Origin of the sequence: Bacillus sp. LK2, assembly GCF_001043575.1 — a bacterium.
GTDB classification, from domain to species: domain Bacteria; phylum Bacillota; class Bacilli; order Bacillales; family Bacillaceae_G; genus Bacillus_A; species Bacillus_A paramycoides.
This window is the reverse complement of record NZ_LDUK01000019.1, coordinates 126,382-142,967: the sequence shown is the minus strand read 5'-3', so window position 1 is coordinate 142,967 and position 16,586 is coordinate 126,382. Positions and strand designations below refer to the sequence as shown.

Sequence of the window (16,586 nt, the reverse complement as noted above, 5' to 3'; positions counted from 1 at the left end):
TTTACGAATAATTTCCACAACAGTTATATATAATATTCGTTTTTTATCTATTTTGCAATAGTTTTACATAAAAACTTTAGAACAATTCATATTTTATGTCTTAAATTCGAATATTAATCGTGAAGATGCGTGTGAATTACAGTTTTTTAATGTGTAAGTAGTTTTTATTATTGTGCACATTATAAGGAAAAGGAGTTGAAGGAAGTTATGCCACAGCAAAAAAACTTTTTAACAATGCCAGCGCAACATCAAAACAAACAGCCTGGTATTGAATCGTTAATGAATCCTCTTCCGCAATTTGAAGATCCAAATTATAAAGGAAGCGAAAAGTTAAAAGGAAAGAATGTATTAATTACAGGGGGAGATAGTGGCATTGGGCGAGCTGTGTCCATTGCTTTTGCAAAAGAGGGAGCAAATATTGCGATTGCTTATTTAGATGAGGATGAAGATGCAAACGAGACGAAACAATTTGTTGAAAAAGAAGGCGTGGATTGCATATTACTGCCGGGGGATTTGAGTAGTGAACAACATTGTAAAGATATTGTGGAAAAGACTGTTTCACAGCTGGGGAGTTTAAATGTTCTAGTGAATAACGTCGCACAGCAATATCCGCAGCAAGGGTTAGAGTATATTACAGCGGAACAGCTAGAAAAAACGTTCCGTATTAATATTTTTTCTTATTTTCATGTTACAAAAGCAGCACTTTCTCATTTAAAGCAAGGGGATGTAATTATAAACACGGCATCTATCGTTGCGTATGAAGGAAATGAAACGTTGATCGATTATTCTGCAACGAAAGGAGCAATTGTCGCCTTTACAAGATCACTCTCTCAGTCCCTTGTACAAAAAGGAATTCGTGTAAATGGTGTTGCGCCAGGGCCAATTTGGACGCCGCTTATTCCATCAAGTTTTGATAAGAAAAAAGTATCACAGTTCGGGAGCAATGTCCCGATGCAAAGACCTGGTCAGCCGTATGAATTAGCACCTGCATATGTATATTTAGCGTCTAGTGATTCGGCTTATGTGACGGGACAAATGATACATGTAAATGGGGGCGTTATTGTAAATGGATAGTTTTCATTTATAAGAGCAAAGTAAAGCTAATTGCATTTATTATGATGTTAGTGCTAGGGAGGATTTAGATGAAGAAAGTCTGGTTTATCGCAATCTTATTTTTCTGCCTACCAGCTAGCGCTTTTGCTAATACAGATCATCTAATATTAGTTAACCTTACGACGAATCAGCTATCTTTTTTTGAAGATGGAAACTATACGAGGACATTTCCGATAACGACAGGAAGAGACAGTACCCCGACGCCTGAAGGAAATTTTTGTATTATAAGTAAATATAAAAATAAAGACTACCATCGTAAAAAAATAGCTGGGGGTGCACCGAATAATCCTCTCGGTACGAGGTGGCTAGGTTTGGATAAAAAGGAATATGCGATTCATGGAACAAATCGGGAATGGACGATTGGAAGCCGGGAGTCGAATGGTTGTATTCGCATGCATGATCGGGACATACAATGGTTATATGATCGGGTACAATTACAGACAAAAGTAATTATTTCTCGTTTTTATACGAGTCCTGAATATGAAGCATATAAGCTTGGTTATCGTGTTGTGAGCTGGAATGGCCGTAAAGTAGAAGAGGAACAAATCGGGAATCTTACGTTAGTTGATCGTTTAAATATATATTGGCAAGAGCCAAATGGACAGCTTTCGAAAGTAAAAACAGTATTGCCAAATGAAAGATATGTAGTATATTCGAAACGGAAAAATGGAGTATATTATGTAGGGAATAATTTGTATATAATGGATGAAACTGGAGAAAAAATTCGTTATGAACAATTACCGTATTCGATTTTGAGTAACATCTATAAAAGAAAATATAATGTCCCGTAATAGCTACCGTAAATAGACGGTAGCTTATTTGTGCTTTGATTTTAACTGCAACTATTGTTTTTTCATGAATATAATACAGTACGGATTGGGGGCGGTTATATTATGAAAAGTGAATTTGCATTTAAAATTTTCTTAGTAACGATTTGTTTATTTATCGTGTATTTGTATGCGTTACTCGTATTTTCCTTTTATGTTCCGTATATTGATTTAATATTGTTCGTCGGATTTATTTGGGCGTTTGTTAAAGCAAGGGAAGGAGAGAGGAGTATATATCGGCGTATCACTTTATGTGGGACGGTCATTCTCGTCGTTTTATACTTTTTTATGATGCATGATTCTTGGAGGGGAATGTAAAAAAGCATACGACTAATCGTATGCTTTTGTGTTTAATATTTTGGCTTGAATGTTTGACAACAAGTTTCTACACTCGTCGTTACAGAGCTTTCAAGCGTCTCATTTGTTAAAGTTGCGCTTGTATAAGAATCGTTTTCAATTTGATCTGCTTGTTGTGCATCGGGTTGAACAACGATTGCACTTGCTTGACAAAAGTTACCTTGTCCCCAAAATGAGCAATTGGAAACAGAGCATCTTACTTCTGGCATAAAACCCCCTCCTTATACATTAGTGTGGGATTTTACACCCATTTCATGTATAGAAGGAGTTTCCTATTCTTGTTTTGTCTTTTCGAACCATTTTGTAAATGCTTCTTTTGATTGTTCTCCGCTAACACGGCTCACTTCTTTACCGTCTTTAAAATGAATAATTGTTGGAGTGCCTTGAATTTTATAATCATCCCAAGGAGCGTCCAATTTTGCGATATCCATAACTTTCATATCGATATTTAAATCTTTTGCAAGTGGTACGACAATAGGAGATATTTTTTGGCAATGAACGCAAGTTGTTTGATAAAAGTATACTGTTTGTTCTTTTTTCTCTTCTAAATTTTTCTGAAGATCTGGAAGAGAGATTTTATTTGTATAGTAGTCCGTACCGTCTGTTTGGCTAGTACTATTATTATTAAGCTTTTGACTTGTCGATGCGTTTTTTTCTTCCATTTGTGTTACACCATAGATTGCTGCAAATAAGACGATAATAATACCGCCAAATATAAGCATTTTTTTCATTTTTTTAGCTCCTTATTTGTTTTTAATTACAATAAAGCTACAAATAGCGATTGTGATAAAGCCGATTAGTGCTAAAAACGGGATTGTCACAAAGCCGAACCAGTTTATGTATTCTCCCGTACAAGGTACGCGTCCGCAAGCTGCTCCTGCAGCTGATAGTGCTGAAATTTTTTGGATTGCATAGTGATATAAAGAAATACAAGCACCAATACTTGCAATTGGTAAGGAATAACTTGCAATACGATAATCTTTTTTTACTACAGCAATGCCGAGCCATAAAACGAACGGATACATAAAGATGCGTTGATACCAACAAAGGACACAAGGCTCAAATTTCATGATTTCGGAAAAGTATAGGCTACCTAGCGTAGCAATAAAAGAAGCTCCCCATGCAGTAAATAAAGCATATTCTTGCTTTTTTTCTCGTTCCATATTTTATACCTCTCTTATAATAGTTACATACTAAATTATAGTATGAAGTGGTAGAGAAAAGAAAGAGAAAATATGTTTATCAATAAAAGTTTTGTAAAAGGAAACTTTTATTGATATGAAAATGTTCAAAAAAGCGCCATTCTCTTAGAGAGAATAGCGCTATATTTTACATTTGAATTTGCTCTACTTCTTCTACATGTGACTTTTGTGATGCATGGTCAATATATTGAAATAGAAGCTGCAATTGTTTATCAACTTCAGGTAATTCTTTGCTATATTGGTAAGCGTGAAGGAAATGTTCAATACGCTTAGAAAATAACTGATCATTCGTTTGAACCATTAGAACGAGTAATTTATCCCAATTACAACAATACGTGTAATAGAGAGCTTTGTCATAGTCGTTATATGTTTGCACTGTGTACCCTCCTTACCGAGGAGTTATATATAGTGTGTGACAAGCAAGGAGAAATACACTTGAAAGAATTTGTTAAGAAAAAAGGTGAATGAAAAGAAAAAACGAGGTATCTCCTCGTTTTTAAGCTTTTGGCATTGGTGTAGGGGTTGGTCTTCCATATCCTTCTTTATATTTATTATCAATGTATTTACGAATTTCAAGTGTTGATTTTCCTTTTTGTTTCATCGAAGCGGATTCAACTGCAATTTCTAGGCAATTTACACAAGTTGTTGCATGGGAATCCCAAACAACTTCACCATTCTTTTCGATTTCACGAATAAAGCAATTTTTATTATTTTTATGTCCTACACTTTCGCCGCAACCACAGTAACAAGGAATCCAATCTAATAATTCAGCATTTTGTCCAGCGACAGTGTAGATGTCTTTCATTTGTGGATCAAGCTTGTCTAGGAAGGTTGGGAGTGTGTCGACTCCTTTTGTCTTTTCTTGAATGTCAGTTTGCTGAGTATGTGATGCGTGGTCATGCTCTTCTTTTGATTCAGAAGACTTTTTTTCATTTGTACCAGTACTCCCGCATCCAGTAAGAATTAGGCTCAGTACTGCAAGTAAAGAAAATACATATTTTTTCATCTGCTTGTCCCCTTTACAAATGTATTAATAAAATTGTATCAGACTGAAGCACACCTAGGGAGAAGTTTTTTTGGAACGATTTTTGAAGTGCCATCGCAGTGAATGGAATAGAAATAAAATCGGTATATAAACGTATACGATATATAAGCCAGCTTTTGATAGTACTGTATTTAATGTATTAATACTCTCACGGTTTGTGAAAAATAGGGATGAGATAAATACAGTTACAATAAAAAGTGGCAATGTAATTTTAAATGGTATATGAAAAGAACGCTTAATAGTACGGCAAGAAGACCAAATCGTTAAACAAAGGTTAGGTAAAATAATAAGGAACCATACGAATATAATTATGTATTCAAATCGCTGAATAAAGGGGATTTTAATGATTTTTAGCATCGTTAATGTAGGCCAAATTGTGTGGTGCAATTGTCCTTGACTATAGTACATAAGGGAAACGATTGCTAATAATACGTATAAAATAGTTGTAAAAGCAATCCCGCCATGTGCCCATCTCTTTAAAGATTTTCCTTTTTCGATAAACGGATAAAAGATAAGTAGTGCTTCAAATCCAAGAAATTCTAATGCAGAAGCTTTAGCTGAAGTTAGAATTTCTATGGGTGAATGGGTGAGAATAGGTAAAATGTTACGGAAATGTGCGTATTTCATTGGGAAAACTAAAAAGAGTACTACGAAAATAGGTATTATGACGCCCCAAAAACACATTCCTGTTACAGAGCGGAATCCGCCTTTTATTACGTAGTAAGTCACGAGTAAAAATAATAAAGTTAATTTCCATGGTTTAATTGTAGGGAAGACCCAAACTTGAATGACTTCAATATATGTACGAAGAACAGTAAGACAAAATAATAGAAGATATGCGGCAAAGCACACGGAAAAAAAGGTCCCAATCCACTTCCCGAAACATGTTGTATGAATATTCATTAAATCATTATCTTTTTCTAACATTTTTAGCATGCAAAATAGCGCGATATGAGTCGCAATACCAGCAACAATAAGGGAAATCCAAGCGTCATATCCAGCATATTGCGCAATAATTCGTTGATATCCTAAAACACCTACTCCAATTTGAAGGGAGTGTAATAAAAGAAATGCGAAATAGGGGGAAACAGTATTTGTTTTATTTTGCTTATCCATTTTAGCACCTCATTATTCTCCGATACCAGATTGTACGACATTAATTTGCACATTAACCGCAACGTCTAGGCTAGGATACATTTCTTGAATTTGTTTCATACTCCATTTTCTCGAGTGACTACGAATTTCTTCACGTAGACCTATCGGATCAATTTCTTTTTCTTGGAATTGTTTTATTAATTCGTTTAAATGTTTTTCAAGTGTTTTTTCGACATGTTTTTTGACGTAAGTTATATTTTCATTTTTCGATAAATCAAGCCAATCTGGTGCGTTTTTTATGAGTCCGTTTAGTTTTAAACGGATGTGAACTTTCGGGATATCACCATCTTGAGTAACGTCACAAACACTATCTCCAGATAAGTTTTGAGTGGCGATTAATCCTTTCTGTTTACCTTGGCGTATTGGAACTTCATAACGCCCATTTTTAGTGGGATTAATGAGTAATTTTAATAAAAAAGATCCTTTTTTATCTGTATACATAGCAACTCTATCCTTTTTTAAAAAAGCGAGACCTTTAATGGAAGCTGATTGGTCTTCATCCACTTGAATGTAAGGAAGAAATGAATCGCATCCTGATGAATAAAAGTTATATAGAAAAATATTTAAAGCGGTCCGAGGAATCGTCTCATTTTCTATATTTTGTTCAAGTAAATCAGAAAGATATAGTGATCCATTTGCTTTGACGTGTTTGAGAAGTTCTTCTGTTGAACCATCTACAAGTGCTAGCTGGACATCCCGGCCAATGTTAGGGTCACGTTGTAAGTTATTAATAACGTCACTAATTCCACGTTCACCAAATGATTTTCCAAATAGGACAACACGCATTTGACCTACAGCGACAGTATGTGGTGATTTGGCATTTAAGCGTGAAGATATTGTTTCAATTGTGTCTGCAGTTGTTGACTGAGTTTGTGGTTTTGATTGCACACCCTTTGTATAATCTGGATAGAGAATTGTCCCGCGGAATTGTTTATCTTTCGTTATATCGAATCCGCCCACATGAATAATTCGCTGCGTATCAACTATATTCGGTTGCGTACAACCTGATTGGAAAATAAAAATGATAATAGTAAAGCATAGTAAAAAAATTTTCATTTCTTTTCACCATCACGTTTCCTTTTTGCGTTGTTTGGATTATAGCGCCACTTCTTTTTCGGTCTCAGAAAAGAGGCACGCCCTGCAGTTTGGCTAAATGGTAAGCGCAGTAGTCCTTCTGCAGTACCTAAACCTCGAAATGGATATAACGGTAATAAATAAGGTGAGCCAAGTGATTTTAGACGAATTAAATGCGCTAAAATAAATACGAATCCGACAATAAGACCTAAGCCTCCAAATGCCCCGGCCAAAATAATGAGCGGAAAGCGCAATAACCGAATAGTAGAAGACATTTTTACCGTCGGTGTTGTAAAAGAAGCAAGTGCGGATAAGGCAACCGCAATTAATAAAATGGTACTCGTTAAAGCAGCCTCTACCGATGCTTGCCCTATTACAATCCCCCCAACAATACCGATCGTTTGTCCAACTTTTGTCGGTAACCGTGCCCCGGCTTCGCGAAGCAATTCAATTGTAATTTCTAAAAAAAGAGCCTCTAAAACAGGTGGGAACGGTACGTTAGCTCTAGAATAAATAATCGGGCCAAGTAAATCAGCTGGAATCATTTGATAGTGATACGTTAATACAGCTGTATAAATAGCTGACGAAAATAAAGAGAATGCTGCTCCAAAAAAACGAACCATCCGAAGAAATGAGCCCGCTACCCATGGTAAATAATAATCTTCTGGAGAGACAAAGAAATCGAGTAACGTCGCTGGTCCAGCTAATGCGTAAGGGGAACCGTCTGTTAAAATGACAACCCCTCCATTAATGAGTGCATAAACAGAACGATCTAAGCGCTCTGTAGGTAGTAAAACAGGGAAGGGCGAGTTACTGTTATCGCTAATAAATTGTTCAATCATAGTCGCATCGAAAGGAACATCAAAGTCAATGTCTTGTAGGCGCTGCATTGCAGTATTGACGTGCTGTTCATTCGTAATGCCTTCGATGTAAGCAACTACGACCTTTGTTTTTGATATAGAGCCAACTACAACTTCTTTGAAAACTAATTGCTCCGTTACAATATTTCGGCGAAGTAAGTGTGTATTCGTATCAATATTTTCAACAAATCCGACTTTTGGACCGATTACACTATATTCATTTTCGGTATCGTTATATAATCGTGTACCTACAACTGAACTTTCGGCACGAATAAGTGCATATTCTGCTGAGCGAGAATCATTTTTTAGCTGTATGAGTACATACCCACTTAATAATTTTTCACGAATATCATCAATAGAAGGGCCGGTGATAATCTCCTCAAGTGTGACGATATTTGCTATGTCACTTATATTTTCAATGTGATCTAATTCTCTTTTTATAGGTGTTAAAATGAATCGATTAATGAGGAGTGATTCAGCTGTAGATTTATAATAAAACAAACATAACGTCCCATCTTCTACGATGTTATAGGAAACGAAATCACTAGACCCTTTCATAGTGTGGATAAATTCTGGAATGGAACGGATTGTTTTTTTATTCTTTTTAGACGAAGAACGAAACATTTTCTCACCTCTTACATACATCATTTACTTATGTTAGTTTTTGGGAAAGGCGGGAATTTATACTTGAAAATTAGAAAGAAAAATTAAAAGGAGCGGATTGATATAAAAAAAGGAAGGGTAATGAGTACCTCTTCCTTTTTGTCGTATTAATTTGTTTTCTTTTCTTTAATAGACTTCACTAATTTAATCATTTCTGCTCGTATATCTTCTTTTTTTACATTTAATTTTTCTGCAATTTGTTTAATGTTCATTCCATCTTTTTTCATTTTCAGTACATCATCGAGAGGGGTATTACTTTTTTGAGCGATGATTGTTAACACCGCGAGATGACGTAAGCCGATGTTATACTCTTTCATTTTTTGTTTTAGCTGATCAGGTGTAGATTTGTGCATGTTTGCTAGCTCTTGTAGCAATGCTTTTTTCGTTTCTTTATTCATATGATGCTTTTTCAATTTACTTGGGTCTACACCGAAATGCTGTGCCGTTTTCTCCCAAGATTTATTTTGTTTATAGTAAGTTAAAACGTCTTTGATTTCTTTTTTGCTTATTCTTGCAATGTGTGCAGCTTTCCAAATTTCATGTTTGTTATAGCCGAGTTTTTCGAGCGACTGCATCTCTTCTTCTGAAATAGGCTTATGATGGTGCATTGTTACTTCTTTTGGCGTGGCAGCGGAAGCAGGGAAGACCGTTACCCCACATAATAATGCTGCCATAGTCATACTTACTGCGAGTTTCTTGTACATACAAACTCCTCCTAGATGGATAGTGGAAAACTTTACACTTATCATTTCCATAAAATGTGAAAAACTTGTGAACAAGTTAAGTTTTTTTATTCACAGTATGAAATAAAGTTTTTATTAGTTTTCCAACATAAAACATTGATTAATAGTGAAAAACTGGGTTATAATCGAAATTGAAAATCAATATCAATAATAAACTTATACATATAGATAAAAATAAGGGAGAGAAAAATATGACTACATATACTTCCATCGCAAACGTTATTAAAGAAAGACGTTCTGTTCGTACATTTACAGATAAAGCAGTAGAAAAAGAGCTATTAATTGAACTATTAAACGACGCAACATGGGCACCAAATCATAAACATCGTGAGCCATGGAATTGTAAATTATACATTGGAGAAGGCCGTCAGAAATTAGTAGACGCAGTATTAAACTCTTTCACAGAAGAAGAAAGAGCGAAACGCGGCAAAATTTTATCTGACCGTTTCTTAAGCACACCTGCACAAATCGTTGTTTACATTGATGAAGATCCACGTCAAATTCAACGTGACGAAGATTACGCTGCAACATGTGCATTTATGCAAAACTTCCAGTTGCTTGCTTGGGAACGCGGCCTAGGAAGTGTTTGGAAATCAGGTGGATTAAACTACAATCCACTATTTATAGAAGGAATCGGTTTAACAAGAGGCCAACGCATTGTTGGAATTCTTCATATCGGCTATTTCGATAAAGCACCAGAAGGAAAAGCTCGTACGCCGATTACGGAGAAGATGGAGATTATTGAAGGGTAATTGGAAAAAGGCATTCTCGTTTTTGCGAGGGTGTCTTTTTATTATGCAATCAATCCTCATGAAAGCTTGTTCCTCATCATACACTTTCTTAAGGGAAAGTGTAAGGAGGGAAAATAATGAGAGCAAGTGACGATAAAGCACTGCAATATGCGATTGCGGAAATTACTGAAATTGCGACTGGATTTGGGCTTGATTTTTATCCGATGCGTTATGAAATATGTCCAGCGGAAATTATTTATACATTTGGTGCATATGGGATGCCGACGAGGTTTTCACATTGGAGTTTTGGAAAGCAATTTTTCAGAATGAAATTACAATACGATTTGGGACTTAGTAAAATTTATGAACTCGTTATTAACTCTGATCCATGTTACGCCTTTTTATTAGATACGAACTCTTTAATTCAAAATAAACTAATCGTGGCGCACGTTTTAGCGCACTGTGATTTCTTTAAAAACAATATTCGTTTCTCTAATACGAAACGTGATATGGTGGAGAGTATGGCGGCAACAGCGGACCGTGTGAAAGCATATGAGCATAAATACGGAAAGGCAGAGGTAGAAACATTTTTAGATGCCGTACTTGCCATTCAGGAACATATTGATCCGTCACTTATGCGTCCGAAATTGGCATGGAGTATTGATGATTTAGAAGAAGAAGTAGAAAAGAAAAAGGCATCACAATACGATGATTTATGGAATTTAGATAACCGAAATAAAAAACAAGAGCGCTCTAATATACGTAAAAAGAAGAAAATTCCGCCGCAACCAGAGAAAGATTTACTCCTCTTTATTGAAGAATATAGCCGTGAGTTAGAAGATTGGCAGCGCGACATATTAACGATGATGCGTGAGGAAATGTTATATTTCTGGCCACAGCTTGAAACGAAAATCATGAACGAAGGCTGGGCTTCCTACTGGCATCAACGCATACTTCGTGAAATGGATTTAACATCTGATGAAGCAATTGAATTTGCGAAATTAAACGCAGGTGTCGTACAGCCATCCAAAACAAGTATTAATCCATACTACCTCGGTATTAAAATGTTTGAAGACATTGAAGAACGCTATAACAACCCGACAGAAGAAATGAAGCGACGCGGTGTAAAACCAGGTTCTGGTCGTGAAAAAATCTTTGAAGTACGGGAAATTGAATGGGACGTATCATTCCTAAGAAACTACTTAAATAAAGAACTCGTAATGCGCGAAGATATGTACTTATTCCAGCGCCAAGGAAAAGAATATAAAGTAATTGATAAAGAGTGGGAACATGTACGCGATCAACTCGTAAATATGCGCACAAATGGAGGTTTCCCATACTTAGTAGTAGAAGATGGAGACTACTTAAAGAATGGAGAACTGTACATTAAACATAGCTACGAAGGAATCGAGCTAGATTTAAAATACTTAGAAAAAGTATTGCCATACATTCATCAGTTATGGGGAAGAACGGTGCATATGGAGTCCATTGTGGAAAGTAAGGGCGTTGTGTTTTCTTATGATGGGAAGATGGTGCATCGGAAGTATGTGTGAGAGCCGCTGGAATCAGCGGCTTTTTTTATAGATACACTTTTTATTATTTTTTCAGATGAATAAAACCGCAGATAAGTATATAACAAGAACGCGTTATTTCTTTCTTTTAGTTAATTCTTTTTCAAAAGTATTCCAAGCCTTTTCAGGGGATAGAGGAATGAGATTATTATTTTTATATGAGTGATTATTGTGTGCAATAAACATTACTTGGATCTCTTCTATATTGAGATTTAATTCATTAGTTAAAGATTCTACATAATCCATAATACCAGGGGCCAAGAATCCAAAGTCTTTTGGACGAAAAGGTGGATATTCCTTTAGTAACTGGGGATTAGTAGTAGTATTAGTTGCCCCATTAATATCGTAATAACAAACTTCTAAATAAAAGAGTAAGGATTTTTTTGTTTTGCCTTCCTTTTTTAGCAGTTCAGCCATATCCATTCTACAATTACGAAATAATCCCCAACTCATAGTTGATGCATTCTCCATAGAGATACGATTGAGTAATCCCCAAGCGATGTCATATGGAGAAGATGAAGAAGAATTTTTCTCTTCTTTTTCTAATGTAGTCCCATGTTTTATAAAGAAATCTTCAATCCACTTCTGTTCATAATACTTCTCCTTTTCTTTTTCAAATAACTCCAGTTGTACTTCTGTAAGTACCAGCTTTTGTTTAGTTTTAAAATGTGTGCGAATCCAAAATGTATTTTTGCATTTGGGGCACTTTCTTTTTCTAGTTAATTCTTTGTCAAATTTATGGTTACAATAAGGGCACAGCCATTCTTTAAAAAAATTAGAATTAGACTGATATTTTTCTTCTTCTTGAGTAGCGTTCTCGAAAGGTATACTTGTTTTTGAAGATTCTGTTCGCACGGTGCCCATAATTTCCTTTTTCTTATTAATATCTAAAACAGTGTTGGGAAGTGATGTTTGATGTGAATCTTTTAAAAAATTTTTAAAGAAATTAACGAACTTCATTAAAAATCCTCCTTTAATACCTAGATACAATAATATTAACATGTCTAGTTCGGAATTTTTCTTTTAGATGGTTTTGTTTCTGCTTTATTCACTTAAAATCAAACATAATAAAAGGAAGAACAGTTCATATGGAATTAGTGGTGAAGAAGAAGCATAGTGTGTTTTCTTATGATGGGAAGATGGTACATAGGAAGTATGTGTGAAACCGCTGGAATCAGCGGCTTTTTATGATAGTAGTGTGTATTTGTCTCTTGTTTAATTTGTTTTTTACCAACTGCATTTTAAATTTTGCTAAGTGTAACTGTTTCTTACAAAATTAAAGTAGACTTTTAAATATTAATCGAAAATTATTCGTTACAAGTAAAAGTTAATAATTTACCAAACTTCAACTATAGATAGATTAGCTATCTCATTATTTGAGTTTATATAGGATATGTGTGAGGAATCAAGTACCTCATGAATAGATTTAGTAACGGCATTAGTAATGTCATCATAATTTTTCGTCATAACGTTCATTATTTGTTTTTCTATTTCTAGTAATAGAGACTCGATATTATTTTCTTTGAATTGTTTAGAACTAACTGTACCTTCAAAATCATTACAAGAAACTTCGAAGCTATATTCATGCGGAGTGAACTGGAATCGATTGAGGAAAATTTTCACTTCTAATTTTATAAGCTTAATGCATTCAATTCTAAAACAGTTTATGATTTCTTGAATATGGAGGATGCTTTCTGATTCTATACTAAGCTTTTGATATATATTTTTAACAAATGAGTCAATGTTTTCGATGGAACTTGCTAAAGATATCGTGTATTTTTCTTCCATTACAAGAATTTTTTACCTCGAATAGATACTTTTATGTAAAAATTAGGTATTTTTTCATTTGGAAAACCTCCGTGTTAATTTATATTTCCAAATAATTGTATCATCGATACAATAGGGTAACAAGGAGATTGGATTTAAAGATAATACTAAGCAAAAATGTTAATCAAACATCTGTTGACATAGTCTATAAGGGGGATTAAGAGGAAAATGCGAAGTTTATTATAAAAATCATACGGGGAATTTAGTATAATAATTGTAGTAAATTTAATTCGAAGGGGTATTTTAATGTTTACGAAAATTTCTACAACATCTACATCACAATCTTCAGTAGTGGGGGGGGAGGATATAGTATTAAGAGAGAATACTAGTACAAGATTTCTATTTAGACCAAAATTAGTTAACAATATACATGATGAAAATGCAGCTGTTCGAGGGAATTTCATTTTTCAGAAAAAGTGAAGAAACTATCTTTGGGAAGATTATAAGGAATTAGATCTGGATAAGTTAAAGGTTAAGAAGTAGATAAAATTGGAATTAAAATAAGCAGAATTATTGATTTTACCGGAGAATTAAGAAATATTACAATGTTCATGAGGAAACGGGATTTTATTAGGTGAAAATGATTTTCTTTTTACAGAGAGCGATCTAAATCTACTAACTCGTATACAAATTAAATGAGGATAAGAGTTTATTGGAGGCTTTACTGGATGAAAGTAAAGGAGAATTTATATTTGAAAGTATTAATTGGATGGTTAAAAATAAAAACTCAAAGCAACTAATAAGAAATTTTCAATAAATTGATAGTGAAGGGTTGGAAAAATTAAATACGTTGCTTAGAATTACAAAATTGGAAAAAGCTTTTACATGTTTGGGAAGCTAATAAGCAAAATGAAGATGAAGAGTTTTTGCAGTCTTTATTAACAGAGAATTCTTGGATATTGAATCAAGTTTTTGCGAGTTCACTGTTATTGTTTAAAGGTAAAACATATATAGGTGGAAAAGGCTTGGATAATAAAGAAGGGAAAGTAGTCGATTTTATTTTTAAAAATAGCATAACCAACGATATAGCACTAATTGAAATCAAAACACCAAGAAAGAAATTATTATCAAATGAGTATAGACATAACGTATTTTCTATTCATCCTGATTTATCAGGTGCGATTGTTCAAGTGCTCAGTTATAAAGATAAAATCCAAAAGGGATTTAACAGTCTATCAAGTGAAACTGAAGAGTAGTTTAAAGTGTTTAACCCAACATGTGTTGTTTTAGTAGGTGTTTGTAGAATGCAAATAAAAATCAAATACAGTCGTTTGAACTTTATCGAAAAGAAATGAAAAACGTAATTATTACTATATTTGATGAAGTAATTAATAAAGTAAAGCTACTTTATTAAATATATTGTATTAGTATAATAAATAAAAGATAAGTTTATTATAAATAATTATTTTAAATTTAATTTGATGTAGAGGATGAAAACAAGGACATGGTAACAGAGGAAAATTATAAAAAAATATACAAGAATACTGGGATTAAATTATTAGATGAAGAAAGTTATATTATTTTGAAAAAATTAGAAAAGAAAGCGCATTATTTTAAGCTTGGGATTTTGTGTGGATTTATATTTGTGTTCTTACTATGCTTTTCATACAGAGAAGTTGAGATAGGACAAAGTCCATTTGAAGAGAAATCGATTTTGGGGTATGCTCCATATATTTTGTTTGCTTTAGTTATAAGAGGGTTGTCCTCTTACTTTTGGCGCTATTTAATATACCGTAAGGTGAAAAGCATATATGAGCAACAAATGGACAAAAAGACAGTTGAGAAATCCGATGATTCTAATATATTGGAAAAGATTAAGGCTATTTGGAAATGGGTGTGGAGAGCTATTTTGAAGTTTTCGGGGTTTATTTGGAAAATAATTCATTTAATAGTATCTCCTGATTTATTAGCAGCTAAAACATTTAAAAGTAAAATTCATGAATTTGTTAAAGAAAATAGTAAGAGGTTACATAAAGAAGATTCTTCAGAGAATGAGAAGAATGGTGTATCAAATTTAGATGAGGAACCTCTTGAAAAAAGAGAACATGAAGTTTCCAGTTCAGACGAGACACCTTTTGAGAACGAGAAATTAGAAGATTCATCTCAAACAAGTAGAACTGATAATAAAACCGTGAATGAATGTAGTGAGAATTATATTGATAAAGATGATCTATGTATTCAATGCAATGATTCCATGAAATTTATGACTAAATTTTATATTAAATTTGCTAATTGGAATAATCTTATTTTATCAGTAGTTTTAACAATTATTATCATGCTTGTTGGGATAGATAAGGATTTTACTAATCAAAAAGGAATAATTTATACTTTATTTATTTTATTGTTATTAAGACTGTTATCTAGAACTATAGAAATCGCCAAAGCTTTTTATGATGATGTAGTACAAGTTGGTATTAGAATTTATAAGAGACAGAATGAAAAAATTTATTTACATGATTGGAAGAATTCTTATATTAGAAAACCATTGAGAATATCTTTGGCAATACATAGTCTCTTAGAGTTAGTATTGATGTTTACATGTGCTTATATACTAACCTTTATCATGTTTGGCAATCAAATAGGTTTTCAAGATAAAGAAAATGAAAAATCATTTAAACATGAAATGGTTACAGAAGTTAAAAATGAACAGAATATTACCAAAGTCTATATAGAAAAAGAATCCAGTTCCAGTAAAATCAATGATTATATAGTTGAAGGTAAAGTTTATGAATTTTTTGTATATGCAGTATCAATATGTTTCTTTAATATTTCATATATAAATTATGGTGTTCCTTGGTGGAATATACTTCATGTTTGGCAAGTTACGATGAGCATGGTATTAATTATTTTATGTATTGCTGCTTATTTTGGAAGAAGTGATGACATGTATAAAAGGGAAAGTGATTTTTTTGCTAGAACACTTGAAGAAGTTAATGGGCAAAAGCCTATGAGAGAAAATAAGAAGGAGTCTCAATAGTCCTTAAGCCGTGCAGGGAATTTAAATAGAAAAGAATTAGTATATGAACAAAAAACGGAATGAAATTACATTTAAATTTCATTCCGTTTTTTTACTGTTTATAAATTTATAGATGGAGGACAATATATAGTGAAAAACAGAAACGGGTTTTCTCAGTATGATAATATCTTTCATTATTTTCGTGGGGTAATGTAGATAAGAATAATAATTTACAAATTGACAATAATGTAACGAAAGCATTGATTAATGTCTTACAACATTCAAGTTTAGCTTAGCATTAACAAAAAATCTAATAAGTTTTTTTGGCTTTAAAGTACAGGGAAGTGAATATGACTATAGATTGCAAATCGCATCTTAGTTATCTGAAATAGCAAAGATAGGGAGTGTTTTAGGTATTGCTGAAACCAATCATGTAATAGAAAATAATCGGATTTTAAAGAC

At 33.5% G+C, this 16,586-nt stretch carries 18 protein-coding genes; 8 read left to right on the top strand and 10 right to left on the bottom strand.

Annotation, left to right across the window (positions count from 1 at the left end; translation table 11 throughout):
* Positions 1-207 precede the first annotated feature (207 nt).
* From VK90_RS14185 to VK90_RS14175, 3 genes are all read left to right on the top strand, one after another.
* Complete coding sequence (locus tag VK90_RS14185) at positions 208-1,074, top strand: SDR family oxidoreductase (RefSeq protein ID WP_048373671.1); 867 nt, start codon at positions 208-210, stop codon at positions 1,072-1,074.
* A gap of 68 nt (positions 1,075-1,142) precedes the next feature.
* Complete coding sequence (locus VK90_RS14180) at positions 1,143-1,904, top strand: L,D-transpeptidase (protein ID WP_048373669.1); 762 nt, start codon at positions 1,143-1,145, stop codon at positions 1,902-1,904.
* A 102-nt stretch (positions 1,905-2,006) separates the two neighbouring features.
* Positions 2,007-2,258, top strand: coding sequence for a hypothetical protein (locus VK90_RS14175; RefSeq protein ID WP_048373667.1), 252 nt, complete (start codon positions 2,007-2,009; stop codon positions 2,256-2,258).
* A gap of 32 nt (positions 2,259-2,290) precedes the next feature.
* Here VK90_RS14175 and VK90_RS14170 read toward each other — a convergent pair whose 3' ends face one another.
* From VK90_RS14170 to VK90_RS14130, 9 genes are all read right to left on the bottom strand, one after another.
* Complete coding sequence (locus VK90_RS14170; RefSeq protein ID WP_002170469.1) at positions 2,291-2,506, bottom strand: DUF1540 domain-containing protein; 216 nt, start codon at positions 2,504-2,506, stop codon at positions 2,291-2,293.
* Positions 2,507-2,569: 63 nt separating this feature from the next.
* Complete coding sequence (locus VK90_RS14165) at positions 2,570-3,028, bottom strand: thioredoxin family protein (protein WP_048373665.1); 459 nt, start codon at positions 3,026-3,028, stop codon at positions 2,570-2,572.
* Positions 3,029-3,040: 12 nt separating this feature from the next.
* Positions 3,041-3,460, bottom strand: a complete 420-nt coding sequence (locus VK90_RS14160) for a disulfide formation protein C (RefSeq protein ID WP_025150219.1) — start codon at positions 3,458-3,460, stop codon at positions 3,041-3,043.
* Positions 3,461-3,626: 166 nt separating this feature from the next.
* Positions 3,627-3,875 (bottom strand): YhdB family protein, encoded by a 249-nt coding sequence (locus VK90_RS14155; RefSeq protein WP_001195459.1) that lies wholly within the window; start codon positions 3,873-3,875, stop codon positions 3,627-3,629.
* A 120-nt stretch (positions 3,876-3,995) separates the two neighbouring features.
* Entirely contained in the window at positions 3,996-4,505 is a 510-nt protein-coding gene (locus VK90_RS14150; protein ID WP_048373663.1) for a PCYCGC domain-containing protein, read from the bottom strand.
* Positions 4,506-4,559: 54 nt separating this feature from the next.
* Positions 4,560-5,660, bottom strand: coding sequence for a GerAB/ArcD/ProY family transporter (locus VK90_RS14145; protein WP_048373661.1), 1,101 nt, complete (start codon positions 5,658-5,660; stop codon positions 4,560-4,562).
* A 12-nt stretch (positions 5,661-5,672) separates the two neighbouring features.
* Positions 5,673-6,755, bottom strand: a complete 1,083-nt coding sequence (gerYC, locus tag VK90_RS14140; RefSeq protein WP_048373659.1) for a spore germination protein GerYC — start codon at positions 6,753-6,755, stop codon at positions 5,673-5,675.
* Positions 6,752-8,257, bottom strand: coding sequence for a spore germination protein (locus tag VK90_RS14135; protein ID WP_048373657.1), 1,506 nt, complete (start codon positions 8,255-8,257; stop codon positions 6,752-6,754). Before VK90_RS14135 ends, gerYC begins: the two co-directional genes overlap by 4 nt.
* Before the next feature lie 146 nt (positions 8,258-8,403).
* A complete protein-coding gene (locus VK90_RS14130) occupies positions 8,404-9,000 on the bottom strand; it encodes a hypothetical protein (RefSeq protein ID WP_048373655.1) in 597 nt (198 codons plus the stop codon).
* A gap of 230 nt (positions 9,001-9,230) precedes the next feature.
* Between VK90_RS14130 and VK90_RS14125 the strand changes: the two genes are divergently transcribed.
* Both VK90_RS14125 and spoVR read left to right on the top strand, forming a co-directional pair.
* On the top strand, positions 9,231-9,791 hold the full coding sequence (locus VK90_RS14125) for a nitroreductase family protein (protein ID WP_048373653.1): 561 nt from the start codon (positions 9,231-9,233) through the stop codon (positions 9,789-9,791).
* Positions 9,792-9,907: 116 nt separating this feature from the next.
* Positions 9,908-11,323, top strand: coding sequence for a stage V sporulation protein SpoVR (gene spoVR / locus VK90_RS14120; protein ID WP_048373650.1), 1,416 nt, complete (start codon positions 9,908-9,910; stop codon positions 11,321-11,323).
* 93 nt (positions 11,324-11,416) lie between these two features.
* On the opposite strand, the gene VK90_RS14115 is transcribed toward spoVR, so the two are convergent.
* A complete protein-coding gene (locus tag VK90_RS14115) occupies positions 11,417-12,301 on the bottom strand; it encodes a hypothetical protein (RefSeq protein WP_048373648.1) in 885 nt (294 codons plus the stop codon).
* Between the two features lie 1,113 nt (positions 12,302-13,414).
* Here VK90_RS14115 and VK90_RS31235 point away from each other — a divergent pair.
* From VK90_RS31235 to VK90_RS30260, 3 genes are all read left to right on the top strand, one after another.
* The gene (locus tag VK90_RS31235) at positions 13,415-13,588 is read left to right on the top strand and encodes a hypothetical protein (protein ID WP_331457100.1); all 174 of its coding nucleotides are present in this window, start codon (positions 13,415-13,417) and stop codon (positions 13,586-13,588) included.
* 446 nt (positions 13,589-14,034) lie between these two features.
* On the top strand, positions 14,035-14,364 hold the full coding sequence (locus VK90_RS30720) for a Shedu anti-phage system protein SduA domain-containing protein (protein ID WP_331457099.1): 330 nt from the start codon (positions 14,035-14,037) through the stop codon (positions 14,362-14,364).
* Positions 14,365-14,612: 248 nt separating this feature from the next.
* Entirely contained in the window at positions 14,613-16,145 is a 1,533-nt protein-coding gene (locus VK90_RS30260; protein ID WP_048373644.1) for a hypothetical protein, read from the top strand.
* Positions 16,146-16,586 lie beyond the last annotated feature (441 nt).